This window comes from Amycolatopsis suaedae (genome assembly GCF_004214935.1).
GTDB lineage: Bacteria > Actinomycetota > Actinomycetes > Mycobacteriales > Pseudonocardiaceae > Amycolatopsis > Amycolatopsis suaedae.
Genome location: NZ_SFCC01000008.1, coordinates 194,690 through 207,401 on the forward strand (window position 1 = coordinate 194,690; position 12,712 = coordinate 207,401).

Here is a 12,712-nt window from a genome sequence, read left to right on the forward strand (position 1 = left end):
CCACCCGTGCCCGATGACGCCGCCGCGATCGCCGCCTTCGGCTACGAGCTGGGCGTCCTGAAGCGCATCCGGCGGGCGGGCTGGTGGCACGCGGGTGTCCGCGACCCGGAGTCGGTCGCGGAGCACAGCCTGCGGACGGCGCAGCTCGCGGCCGTCCTCGCGGTCGAGGAAGGCGCGGACCCGGCCAGGGCGGCGCTGCTGGCGCTGTGGCACGACAGTCAGGAAACCCGCACGGGCGACCTGCCGCACACGGCCGCCGGATACCTGACCAAGCCCGACCCCCGCCGGATCACCGCCGACCAGACAGCGAGCCTCCCCGACCAGTCGCGCGACATGGTGCGCGGCGCGGTCGACGAGTACGAATCACGGCAGTCCGCCGAGGCGTTGTGCGCCAAGGACGCCGACAAGCTGGAGATGCTGCTGCAGGCCCTCGAGTACCGCGACGTCGGCGTCCAGCGGCTCGACGGCTGGATCGCCTCCGCCCGCGACGGCCTGCGGACCGCCACCGCGCGCCGGATCGCCGAGGCGGCCACCACCCTGTCCCCGCTGGCCTGGCGCGAGCGATGACCGATCTCCACGACCGCTGGCGGCACAACTGGCAGGACTGCCCGCCGATCGCCCACGACCTGAAGCACTCCCACCCCGACCGGTGGGTGCGCTTCCACAGCCTGCCCGAGTCCAAGCGCTACCCCGGCGACGAAGCCGAGTACGCCACTGTCCTGCACCGCTACAACACCGTCCTCGACGAACTCTTCGCCGGAGAGGACGTCCTGGTCATCACCCCGGACTGGTCCGACGACGCGACACCCGAACCGCGCCCCGCCGACCACGAACGCTGGCACCCCGGCGCCGAGTACTGGACGCACGTCAGCCCCGAGCACCCGGACTTCGTCTCGTACGTCCACCTCTACGTCAGCCAGCTCCCCTGGCGCCGCGGTGCCCTGGACGAGCTGCTGCATGCCGTCGCCGACGACGAGACCGCCGGGGTCATGATCACCAGCCTGTCCATGGACCGGATCCACCACCCCTACGACGGCGGCGCCGACGTCCTCCTGCCCACCACCGCGGCCCGCGACGCCCTCAAGGCCCGCCACCCCGACTGGCTCTCCACCCACCCCGGCGGCTTGTGACCGTCAACCGATCGCTCGGCGAGCACGACGGCGATGCCTCGGGGCCGCAGACGTAGCAGACGTCCTCGTACTGCTTAACCGCACCCACAGGCTCCGCACCGTGGGGCAAGCAGGGGGCTACGGTCTCGTCGACCGCGAAAATGACGCGACGAGTGCCCAGCATGTTCACCGGTGGTGCGTCCGCTGGCTTGGGCCTGAGCACTCCGGCTGGTGGAACTTCGCCAATTCCACTCCCGCTTGGTACGTCGCCTCCAGCAGCCTGCCATGTCAAACCGCCTCGGTCCACAGGCCCGCAAGAAACATACGTAAGCGCCATGTCACAGGCTTGCATCAGGACGAACGCAGTGCCCCACTTGACGTAACAGGCTACAGCGAGTAACCGACGCCGGTAGACAACCAACCAACGGAGGCTGGCATGACCACCGAAGACCAGTTCGTGCTCGGCGTCGACCTGGATGGCGTCTGTGCAGATTTCTACGGCAAGATGCGAGAGGTCGTTGCATACTGGCGCGGCGTCGACCCAGACACCTTGCCCCGCGACGTCTCCTATGGACTACCACAGTGGGGCGTTTCGTCTCTCGACGAGTACAAACGCATACACAGATACGCCGTTAAAGAGTGTCGCCTTTTCTTGGATGTGCACCCGATAGCAGGCTGCGTGCAATCGCTGAGACGACTGAGCACCGAAGGTGTACGAATTCGAGTAATCACGCACAGAATTTTCATCTCTTATTTTCACAAAACCGCGGTCAAACAAACCGTCGAGTGGCTTGACCGTCACGCCATCCCTTACTGGGACCTATGTTTTATGAAAGAAAAGGGGCACGTGAACGCCGACATCTACATCGAAGACGGCGAGGAGAACATTCGAAAGCTTGAAAAGCACAATAGGGCGGTCGTGGCGTTCACGAACTCCACCAACGCTCGAATGCACCCAGCACCTGTCATGAGAGCTGAAACTTGGGCCGAAGCCGAAGATTTCGTACGTCGTGCCTACTACTCGTGGCGGAGCCGCCGGAACCTAAGTCTTCCCCCGGGGCCAGGATATCCTCCCACGGGCACCGTGGCAGTTTGAGAATGAGTAGATAGACACCGTGACGCCTTCACCAAAGGCCAATCCGCTGTTCCCCCGCGAGCGGCTGACTCACGGGGAAACAGCGGACTCGCCTAAGATCAGCCCTTCAGGAGGGCGCGGGCCATCACCAGGCGCTGGATCTGGTTGGTGCCCTCGTAGATCTGGGTGATCTTCGCGTCGCGCATCATGCGCTCCACCGGGAAGTCCCGGGTGTAGCCGGCGCCGCCGAAGAGCTGCACCGCGTCCGTGGTCACCGACATCGCCACGTCCGACGCGTAGGACTTCGCGGCGCTGGCCATGAAGCCCGCCCGCGCGTCACCACGCTCGGTCGCCGCGGCCGAGGCGTACACCAGGTGACGGGCCGCCTCGATCTTGGTGCCCATGTCGGCCAGGATGAACTGAATGCCCTGGAACTCGCTGATCGCCTTGCCGAACTGCTTGCGGTCCTTGACATAGGCGACCGCCGCGTCCAGCGCGCCCTGCGCGATACCCAGCGCCTGCGCGCCGATCGTCGGCCGGGTGTGGTCCAGCGTGCGCAACGCGGTCTTCAGGCCGGTGCCCGGCTCGCCGATGATCCGGTCGGCCGGGATGGTGCAGTTCTCGAAGTAGATCTCCCGCGTCGGCGAGCCCTTGATGCCGAGCTTGCGCTCCTTCGGGCCGACCGAGAAGCCCGGGTCGTCGGCGTGCACGACGAACGCCGAGATGCCGTTGGCCTTCTTCTCCGCCTCCGGGTCGGTCACCGCCATCACGGTGTACCACTTCGACTCGCCGGCATTGGTGATCCAGCACTTGGTGCCGTTGAGCACCCAGTTCTCCCCGTCGAGCCGGGCGCGGGTACGCATCGACGCCGTGTCCGAGCCCGCCTCCCGCTCGGACAGCGCGTAGGACGCGGACGCCTCACCGGCGGCGATCGACGGCAGCACCTGCTTCTTCAGCTGCTCGGACGCCGCCAGCAGAATGGGCTGCGTGCCCAGCTTGTTGACGGCCGGGATGAGCGACGCCGACGCGTCGACCCTGGCGACCTCCTCGATCACGATGCAGGCCGCGATCGCGTCGGCACCCTGGCCTTCGTACTCGTCCGGGATGTGCACGGCGTGGAATCCGGCCTTGACCAGCGCGTCGTGTGCCTCGCGCGGGTACCGCTCCTGCTCGTCCACCTCGGCGGCGTACGGCGCGATCTCCTTCTCGGCCAGCGATCGCACGGCCGCGCGCAGCTCCTCGTGCTCCTCCGCCAGCTGGTACAGCCCCGTCACCGCGTCACCTCTCTCCACGAGTGCCATTCCCATCGATGTTAGCGCCCGTTCACAGGCCCCCTCTTGTGTCGTCGCTGACACTCTTCGTACGGTCTAGTGATGTCGATCACGCCGCCGCCGGGACTGCCGCGCAGTCTGCAGTATCCCGACGTACCGGTCGGCGCGATCCTCGCCGGCGCCGCCGAACGGTACGGCGCCCGCTCGGCGTTCCAGCACGGCCGCGGTGAACTGAGCTACACCCAGCTGTGGCGCGGCGCCTGCCGCTTCGGCAACGCGCTCGGCGCACACGGCATCGGGCCGGGCGACGTCGTCGCGTTCCACCTGCCGAACACGCTGTCCTACCCGGTGGCCTACTTCGGCACGATGCTGGCCGGCGCGACGTTCAGCCCGGCCAACCCGCTGCTGCCCAAGGAGGCGCTGGCCTACCAGCTGACCGACAGTGCCGCGACCGCCGTCGTCACGTGCGGTGCGGCGTCCGGTCTGCTCACCAGCGTCCTGCCGCGCACCGAGGTCGAGGTCGTGGTGGTCGCGGCCCCCATCGGGGAGCTGCCGCCGGGCGCGGTGGACTTCGACCACTTCCACCGCGAGGCCACCGACGTCCCGCCCCGCGTGGAGGTCACCGGCGACACGCTGGCCCACCTCGCCTACACCGGCGGCACCACCGCGCGGTCGAAGGGCGTGCGGCTGACCCACCGCAACGTCGTCGCGGGCGCACTGCAGTACGCCTGCTGGGCCAACGGCGCGGTCCCGGCGCTGGGCCGCCGCGGGCACCTGCGATTGGACCAGGTCGGCACCGAGGACGACTGGCCCATCCGGCTGGGCACCGGGATCTCGATCAACCTCACCCCGTGGTTCCACGCCATGGGCACGCTGGCCAGCCTGATCGTGCCGTTGCTGACCGGCAACACCGTCGTGCTGCACGACCGCTTCGACGCGGCGAACTACCTGGCCGAGGCCGAACGGTTGCGGATCAACTCCATCCAGGGCTCCCCCTCGATGTACGCCGCACTGCTCAAGTGCCCCGACCTGCGGACCCGCGACCTGTCCTCGGTGCGGCTGCTCAACTCCGGTGCCGCGCCCATCCCGGCGGAGACCGTCGCCGCACTGCTGGAGCGGTTCCCGCACGCGGTCTTCGCCGAGGGCTACGGCCTCACCGAGGTGACCATGGGTGCCGCCGTCGGGCACAGCTTCGCCTCCGGCACGTACAAGCCCGGCGCCATCGGACCGCCGCTGCCGGACACCGACATCAAGATCGTGTCCGAGGAGGGCGGCGACCCGCTCCCGCCGGACACGCCCGGCGAGGTCTGTATTCGCGGCCCGCAGGTCATGCAGGGCTACCACAACCGTCCCGAGGAGACCGAACTCGCGCTGCGCGGCGGCTGGCTGCACACCGGCGACATCGGCGTGCTCGACCACGACGGCTTCTTGTCCATTGTGGACCGCAAGAAGGATCTGCTGCTGTACAAGGGGTACAACGTCTACCCACGGGAGCTGGAGGAGTTGCTCACCGGGCAGGCCGGGGTCGCGCTCGCGGCCGTGGTCGGCCAGCCCGACCCGGCGGTCGGCGAACGGCCGGTGGCCTTCGTCGTGCCGGACCGGCGCAACCACCAGCTCGACGCCGACGCGCTGATGCGGGCCGTGAACGAGCAGGTCCTGCCTTACCAGCGGCTGCGTGACCTGCGTTTCGTCGACCGCATCCCGATGTCGGGCACCGGCAAGATCCTCAAGCGCAAGCTACGCGAACTTCTCTAGGACAGCTTGGAGCGCAGCGCGGCGTCCTTGTCCAGCACCAGCTTCTCCAGGTCGGCCTGGAACTCCGCCATCCTGGTCCGCAGGCCCTCGTCGGCCGCGGCGAGAATCCGCACGGCCAGCAGCCCGGCGTTGCGCGCGCCGCCGACGGACACCGTCGCCACCGGGACACCGGCGGGCATCTGCACGATGGACAGCAGCGAGTCCATGCCGTCGAGGTACTTCAACGGCACCGGCACGCCGATCACCGGCAGCACGGTGGCCGACGCGACCATGCCCGGCAGGTGCGCGGCACCGCCCGCCCCGGCGATGATCACCCGCAGGCCCCGCCCGGCGGCCGACGACGCGTAGTCCAGCATCCGCTGCGGGGTTCGGTGCGCCGAGTAGACACCCACCTCGTAGGGCACCTCGAACTCGTCCAGCGCCGTCGCCGCGGCCTCCAGCACCGGCCAGTCCGAGTCGCTGCCCATGATCAGGCCGACAACCGGGGACATGCTCCACGCTCCTCGTCTCAGTGAATCTGCCAGCCGTCGGCCCAGACGGCGTGCGACAGCCAGTGCGCCGACAGCCTGGCCTTGCGCCGCAGCTCGTCCAGGCCCGGGCCGACGAAGTTGACGTGCCCGAGCTTGCGGCCGGGCCGTTCGCCCTTGCCGTAGAGGTGCACCTTGGCGTCCGGGAAGCGGGCGAACAGGTGGTGCAGCCGCTCGTCCGGCCCCATCGCGGGCTGCTCGGGCGCGCCGAGCACGTTGGCCATCACGCAGGCCGGGGCGAGCAGGTCGGTGACGCCGAGCGGGTAGTCCAGGACCGCCCGCAGGTGCTGTTCGAACTGCGAGGTGCGCGAGCCGTCCATGGTCCAGTGGCCGGAGTTGTGCGGCCGCATGGCCAGCTCGTTGACCACGACCCCGTCGTCGGTCTCGAACAGCTCGACGGCCAGCACGCCGACGACGTCCAGCTCGCGGGCCACCCGCAGCGCCAGGTCCTGCGCCTGCCGCACCACGTCGGCCAGCAGGCCGGGGGCGGGGGCGAGCACCTCGGTGTTGATGCCGTTCTCCTGGACGGTCTCCACGAGCGGCCAGGCCGCACCCTGTCCGAACGGCGAACGGGCCACCAGCGCGGACAGCTCGCGGCGCATCGGCACCTTCTGCTCAACCAGCAGCGGGGTGCCTGCCGCCAGCAGCTCGGGGACGAGCTGCCGGGCCTGCTCCTCGTCGCCGACCATCCACACGCCGCGGCCGTCGTACCCGCCGCGGGCGGCCTTGAGCACGACCGGCCAGGAGTGCTCGGCGCCGAACTTGAGCAGGTCGTCCACCGCGGTGACTTCGGCGTAGGCCGGGATCGGCAGGCCCATCGCTTCCAGCCGCCTGCGCATCACCAGCTTGTCCTGGGCGTGCAGCAGGGCGTCCGGGCCGGGGCGGACGGTGTGGCCGTCGGCCACCAGCGCACGCAGGTGCTCACCGGGAACGTGCTCGTGGTCGAACGTCACGACGTCCACACCGGACGCGAAGCCACGCAGCGCTTCCAGGTCGGTGTGCGAGCCGTGCACCACCTGGCCGGCGACCAGGCCGGCGGAGTCGTTCTCGTCGGCGGCGAGCACCCGCAGCGACTGCCCGAGCGCGATCGCGGCCTGGTGGGTCATCCTGGCCAGCTGGCCGCCGCCCACCATTCCCACCACGGGCAGCCTGGTCCGTTCATCCACGCGCAGATCGTAGACGTGCGAGTTCGCGGACGCTCAAGCCGAGCAACCCGACCGTGGCGGCGACCACGTACAGGTTGCCCGGCACCGACAGCAGCGGGCCCCAGCCGAACTCCGCGCGCCCGCCGTTGGGCACCAGCATGACCACTCCGGTGAACACGGCCGTGACCGCGACCACGGCCCAGTACCGGGCCCTGACCAGCAGCAACACGACCAGCGGCACCGTCCACACCCAGTGGTGCGTCCAGGACACCGGCGAGACCAGCAGCCCGAACGTCGCGGTCACCAGCAACGCCATCAGTGCCTCACCGCGCCGGTGCAGCCGCACCACCAGCCACACCGCCGGGACGGCCAGCAACGCGCCGATCGCCAGCGCCACCGGCATCGCCAGCGGGGTCAGCTCACCCGCGCGGGCCACCAGCCCGTGCAGGGACTGGTTGAAGATCCAGTGCACGGCGCCGATCCGGTCGGCGTTGGACGCCGTCCGCTCCCAGTACTGCGCGGTGTCGCCGAACGCCAGCAGGAACATCAGTCCCTGCAGCGCCGCGAACGTCGCCAGCGCACGCAGCGCGTCCCGCCACCTGCCGGTGACGATCAGGTGCGCCACGAACACCAGCGGCGTCAGCTTCACCGCCGCCGCCACCCCGATCAGCACCCCGCCCCAGCGGGACCCGCGTGCCGACAGCACCAGGACGTCGGCCATCACCAGCGCCATCAGGATCAGGTTGATCTGGCCGAGGAAGAACGTCTTCCACACCGGTTCCAGCGCCACCGCCAGCACCGACAGCCCGGCGACGGCCGGCCAGGCGGCCAGCCTGCTGCCCCGGGCGGCCAGCCGCACCACGACGACCAGCGACGCGGCCGACCCGGCCGCCAGCGCGCCCCAGGCCAGGCCCTCCGGCAGCACCGCCAGCGGGGTGAACAGCAGCGCGGCGGCGGGTGGATAGGTGAACGGCAGCAGTACCCACGACGGCAGCGTGCTCAGCGCGCGGTCGGTGTAGAGCTGCTCGCCACGCAGGAACGACAGGGCGCCCGCCCGGTACACCGCGCTGTCCGCGCCGAGGTGCCAGCCGGCCAGCCAGACCGCGACCCCGGCCGCGAACGCGGCGGCCACGACGGCGGCTGGCCACCAGCGAGCGGACTCAGTTGACCATCGACGCGTCGACATTGTCTTTGGCAGGCTCTCGCACGGGCGGCCGTCTGCGCAGCAGGTACCAGCGCACGGTCAGCACCGCGGCCAGCACGAACGGGATGAGTATGTAGGCGCTGCCGATCACGAACTCCCAGAAGTCCCAGTGCAGCTCGATGTCGCGGCCGTTGGGCATGATCAGCAGCACGCAGCTGGCGAACACGACCACCACGGCCGCCGCCGCGACCCAGCGGCGCCACGCGGTGGACAGCGTGGTCTGCGGTAGCCGGGACACCAGCAGCACGATCAGCGGAACCGCCCACACCCAGTGGTGCGACCAGGACACCGGCGACACCAGCAGAATCCAGAACGCGGTCACCAGCAGCGCGGCCAGCGCCTGTCCCTTGCGGTGGAACCGCACCACCAGCCAGATCGACGGCACCAGCAACGCGAACGCCGCGACGTAGGCGGCGGTGGACGCCCACGGCGCCAGGTCGGTGAGCCGGTTGAACAGGCCGTTGAGCGACTGGTTGCCCGCCCAGTGCAGCGGCCCGATGCGGCCGGTGTCGGGCAGGGTGTGCGTCCAGTACCGCCACGCGTCGGACGGCACGATCAGGAACATCAGCCCCTGCAGGGCGACGAACGTGGCCAGCGCCCGCAGCGCGTCCCGCCACTTGCCGGTGAACAGCAGATGCCCGACGAACACGATCGGCGTCAGCTTCACCGCGGCCGCGACGCCGACCATGATCCCGCCCCAGCGGGACCCGCGCGCGGTGACGACGAGGACGTCGACCATCACCAGCGCCATCAGGATCAGGTTGATCTGGCCGAGGAACACCGTGCGCCACACCGGTTCCAGGCCGAGCAGCACCACGGCGAACACGAGCGTGGCGCGGCCGGGCTGGGCCCAGCGGGAGACGTCACCAGGCAGCCGGGGCAGGCTGCCGATGGCCACCCGGATGCACAACGCCATCGCCAGGATCGACACCGCGGCCAGCACACCCCAGGCGACCTGGATCGGCATCAGCGCCAGCGGTGCGAACATCATCGCCGCGGTCGGCGGGTAGGTGAACGGCAGCAGCGCCCACCACGGCTCGGTGCTCAGCGAGTTGGCCTCGTAGAGCGGATCGCCGTTGAGCAGGGTGAGCGCGCCGGCCCGGTAGACGGCGCTGTCGACGCCGAGACGCCAGTCGAGCAGCCAGCCGATGACGCCCGCCACGATCGCGATGACCGGAACCGCCGCGAGCCACAGCATCGACCTGGGCCGCACGGACAGTCTGGCCAGTGCGGTTCTCAGTGCTAGTCGTGGCGGTGTGGTCACCGGCCAAGGAAATCACGACTCGGTATCCGCGGGCCGGGCAGGTCAGGATCGCCGTACGTCGTCGACCAGGGCACATGCCGCCGCGTGGTCGCCGGGCAGCCGCAGCACCCTGATGCGCGGGTGCGCCACCTCGTGCAACTGGGCGTCGACGGCGAGCCGGTCGGTCAGCGCCCGGCGCAGCAGCACGCCCCGCCCGGCGACCTTCCCGGAGCGGCGGGCCAGCACGGCCACCGCCGAAGGGCCGATCGACGCGACGCTCTCGCCCGAGCGGAACACCTCGCGCACGGCGTCGGCGACCATGATCATGCCGGTCAGCCGCGGCCAGCCGCTCACCTGCGAGAAGTCCATGGAGACGACCAGCAGGGTGTGGTCGTCGGCGACGCTGCGGTCCGCCGCGGCCGCCTCCGCGTACACCTCGGCCAGCCGGGTGCGCAGGTAGGCGTGGTTGGGCAGGCCGGTGAGCGGGTCGGTGACCTCGGCGCCTGCCAGCTTGTCCATGGCCACGTCGGCCCAGGCCACCGCCGTCACCCTGATCAGCCGGGCCGGGATGGAGTCGACGTCGGCCGCGACGAACCCGTCGGCGCCGTCGGGCTGGTCGAGCACGGCGTGCAGGGCGGCGAGGTCGGTGAGCGTCTCGGTGAGCCCGGCACCCGCCGCCGCCCTGGCTCTGCCCAGTCCGGCCAGCGCCTGCTCGGCGCGGTCCTCCCGGACGACCGCCGCGCACACGGCGTCGACCTCCGGCAGGCCCCAGTCACTGGGGAACCGCCAGCCAGCAGCCAGGCTGGCGGTACGCCAGCGGGCTCGCAGGGTCCGCAGCACGCGGTCCCCCGTGTCGACCTTCCGGTCCTCACCCGAGCCGGGGAGTGAACCGGGAGCCGGCATGTCCACCACTTGCCGTCGTCCCTTCGCCGTGTCATTTCCTCCGGCAGAGAGACGGAGCAGCCGGGCGATCATTACGGCGGTCGGGCCGGAAGGTTGCACCCTCCGGGTCATCCACAGGGCCACCACGTGACGGTCACGGGTACGTCAGTCACACTGAGCCAGGGTTTACGTGCGAGTAAGAGGGGCGGGCGGGTTGTCCACAGTTCCCGAACAGGCAGGCGGCCGGAGCGACGCCGAGCTGATCGCGGCCGTTCGCGGGGGAACGATCGCCGACTACGGCACGCTCTACGAGCGCCACGTCGGCGCGGCAGGCAACCTGGCCAGGCAGCTGGCCCGGTCCTCGGCCGAGGCCGACGACCTGGTCTCCGAGGCGTTCGCGAAGGTGCTGGACACGCTGCGGGCCGGCAAGGGCCCGGACACCGCCTTCCGCGCCTACCTGCTCACCACTCTGCGGCACACCGCCTATGACCGGACCCGGCGCGAACGCAAGGTCGACCTCAACGAGGACATGACCGAGGTCGGCGCCGAGGCGCTGACCGTGCAGTTCTCCGACACCGCGGTGGCCGGCCTGGAACGGTCGCTGGCCGCGAAGGCGTTCGCCCGGCTGCCCGAGCGCTGGCAGGCCGTGTTGTGGCACACGGTCGTCGAGCAGCAGTCGCCAGCCGAGGTGGCGCCGCTGCTGGGGCTGACCGCCAACGGCGTGTCCGCGCTGGCCTACCGGGCCAGGGAGGGCCTGCGGCAGGCCTACCTGCAGGTGCACCTGGCCGAGACGTCCGAGCAGCGCTGCCGCGCGACCGCCGACCGGCTGGGCGCGTGGACGAGGGACGGGCTGTCCAAACGGGAACGCGCCCAGGTCGAGGCCCATCTGGACGAGTGCGACCGGTGCCGGGCGCTGGCCGCCGAGCTGGCCGACGTCAACGGCGTGCTGCGCGCGATCATCGCGCCGATCGTGCTCGGTGGCGCGGCTCTGGGGTACCTGGCGGCCGCCGGGGCGCTCAAGGGCTCCGCGGTCACCGCGGGAGCGGCGGCCGCGGGAGCGGCCGGTGCCGGAGCCGCCGGGGCGGCGGGCGGAGGCGGTGGCGGCGGTGCCGCGGCCGGAGCCGCCGCGAGCGCTCCCCGGCAGTTCGTCGGCGTCGGCGCGTCCGCCGCGGTCGTGGCCGCGGCCGTCGCGGTCGGGCTGGCCAGCGGCAGCCCGAGCCTGCCGGTCGCCCAGCAGGTGCCCGCCCCGCCCGCGATGGTGGCTCCGCCGCCACCGCCGCCACCCGCCGCGCCGGTGGTCCCGCCGGCTCCCCCGGCGCCGCCGCCCGCACCACCCGCACCTCCGCCTGCCGAACCGGCTCCGCCACCGGCGCCACCGCCCGCGCCCCCGGCCGAGCCGCCTGCGAGCCAGCCGGCTCCGCCGCCCGCGCCGCTTCCGCCCAGGGTGATCGCCACCCCGCCGCAGGGCGCCGAGCTGGAACCCGGCGGCAGCCCCGTCGACCTGCCCTTCACCGTGCGCAACGACGGCGGCACGACGTCCGAGCCGGTGATCATCACGCTGAACCTGCCCAAGGGCGTGTCCGCCGTGCCGCCCGGTGGCGGCGGCGGTGGGGCGCAGAGCAGCACCTCCGGCAGCAGCACGGCCCCGGCGGAACCGGCGCCGACGGTGCACGTCCAGTGCCCGGCAGGCAGCGGCACCGTCACCTGCCGCACCGAGCAGGGCCTGCGACCGGGGCAGACGGCGGTGCTGACGTTCCGGCTGGTCGCCGACGAGACGGCCGAGGCGGGCCAGGTCACCGGCTCGGTCAGCGCGGGCGGTCCGGTGAACGTGGCCGTGCGGGTCCCGGTGAAGGCGCCCGCCGACAACCTCAGCCTGCGCGTGCATCCGGCCTGGACCTCGACGTTCCCCTGGGCCCGGCACCCGGTCCTGCACATCAGCGTGCGCAACGAGGGGCCGACGACGAGGCCGGTGACGGTCACCGTCGACGACCCGGCACGGCTGGTGCTGGGCAGCTACCGGGTGCGCTGCGGTACCGACGGCGGCACCACGACCTGCACCAGCAAGCGTGACCTCAAGCCCCGCGAGCACCTGCACCTGTGGGTGATGCTGGAGCGCAAGGCCAGCCCGGACCTGACCGTCACGGTCACGGCCAAGCTGGGCCGGGCCACCGAGTCCAAGTCGGTGCGGTTCGACTGCTGGGGCAAGCTGTGCAAGGACAAGCCCACGCCGTCGAGCAGCACGCCGAGTTCACCGAGTTCGCCGAGTTCGCCGCCCAGTTCGGACAAGCCGGGCAAACCGTCCACGCCGAGCAAGCCGGTGAAGCCGAGCCCGCCGTCCTCCCCGGCCAAGCCGTCGCCCAGCACGCCGTCGAGCCCGGCCAAGCCGAGTCCCCCGGTCGCGCCGCAGTCGACCGAGCCGAACCTGCTGGCCAGGCTGTTCCCGTTCGTTTAGCGGGTTACCGGCCGTCTCCGCCGGGTGGCGGGGGCGGTAGCGTTGCCGC

The 12,712-nt window shown here is 71.2% G+C and carries 11 protein-coding genes; 5 read left to right on the forward strand and 6 right to left on the reverse strand.

All coding sequences use genetic code 11. The annotated features are described in order from the left end of the window. Positions 1–6 precede the first annotated feature (6 nt). From EWH70_RS17325 to EWH70_RS17335, 3 genes are all read left to right on the forward strand, one after another. Positions 7–567, forward strand: a complete 561-nt coding sequence (locus tag EWH70_RS17325; protein ID WP_130476459.1) for an HD domain-containing protein — start codon at positions 7–9, stop codon at positions 565–567. Then, positions 564–1,130, forward strand: coding sequence for a DUF3885 domain-containing protein (locus tag EWH70_RS17330; protein WP_130476460.1), 567 nt, complete (start codon positions 564–566; stop codon positions 1,128–1,130). Before EWH70_RS17325 ends, EWH70_RS17330 begins: the two co-directional genes overlap by 4 nt. A 415-nt stretch (positions 1,131–1,545) precedes the next feature. Continuing rightward, entirely contained in the window at positions 1,546–2,205 is a 660-nt protein-coding gene (locus EWH70_RS17335) for a 5' nucleotidase, NT5C type (RefSeq protein ID WP_130476461.1), read from the forward strand. A 98-nt stretch (positions 2,206–2,303) separates the two neighbouring features. Here EWH70_RS17335 and EWH70_RS17340 read toward each other — a convergent pair whose 3' ends face one another. Then, a complete protein-coding gene (locus EWH70_RS17340; protein WP_130476462.1) occupies positions 2,304–3,485 on the reverse strand; it encodes an acyl-CoA dehydrogenase family protein in 1,182 nt (393 codons plus the stop codon). 72 nt (positions 3,486–3,557) lie between these two features. On the opposite strand from EWH70_RS17340, the gene EWH70_RS17345 reads away from it, so the two are divergent. Further along, positions 3,558–5,210 (forward strand): class I adenylate-forming enzyme family protein, encoded by a 1,653-nt coding sequence (locus tag EWH70_RS17345; protein ID WP_130476463.1) that lies wholly within the window; start codon positions 3,558–3,560, stop codon positions 5,208–5,210. On the opposite strand, the gene purE is transcribed toward EWH70_RS17345, so the two are convergent. The 5 genes from purE to EWH70_RS17370 form a co-directional block, all read right to left on the reverse strand. After that, complete coding sequence (gene purE / locus EWH70_RS17350; protein WP_130476464.1) at positions 5,207–5,701, reverse strand: 5-(carboxyamino)imidazole ribonucleotide mutase; 495 nt, start codon at positions 5,699–5,701, stop codon at positions 5,207–5,209. The genes EWH70_RS17345 and purE overlap by 4 nt on opposite strands. A gap of 17 nt (positions 5,702–5,718) precedes the next feature. Then, a complete protein-coding gene (locus tag EWH70_RS17355; RefSeq protein WP_130476465.1) occupies positions 5,719–6,903 on the reverse strand; it encodes a 5-(carboxyamino)imidazole ribonucleotide synthase in 1,185 nt (394 codons plus the stop codon). Next, positions 6,896–8,068, reverse strand: a complete 1,173-nt coding sequence (locus EWH70_RS17360; protein WP_130476466.1) for a glycosyltransferase 87 family protein — start codon at positions 8,066–8,068, stop codon at positions 6,896–6,898. Before EWH70_RS17360 ends, EWH70_RS17355 begins: the two co-directional genes overlap by 8 nt. After that, complete coding sequence (locus tag EWH70_RS17365) at positions 8,043–9,284, reverse strand: glycosyltransferase 87 family protein (protein WP_130476619.1); 1,242 nt, start codon at positions 9,282–9,284, stop codon at positions 8,043–8,045. The genes EWH70_RS17360 and EWH70_RS17365 overlap by 26 nt, the downstream gene beginning before the upstream one ends. Before the next feature lie 108 nt (positions 9,285–9,392). Further along, positions 9,393–10,238: a GGDEF domain-containing protein gene (locus EWH70_RS17370; protein WP_420809073.1), complete on the reverse strand. Its 846-nt coding sequence runs from the start codon at positions 10,236–10,238 to the stop codon at positions 9,393–9,395. Positions 10,239–10,425: 187 nt separating this feature from the next. On the opposite strand from EWH70_RS17370, the gene EWH70_RS17375 reads away from it, so the two are divergent. Next, positions 10,426–12,663 carry a sigma-70 family RNA polymerase sigma factor gene (locus EWH70_RS17375; RefSeq protein WP_130476468.1) on the forward strand — a complete coding sequence of 746 codons (2,238 nt, stop codon included), beginning with the start codon at positions 10,426–10,428 and terminating at the stop codon, positions 12,661–12,663. Positions 12,664–12,712 lie beyond the last annotated feature (49 nt).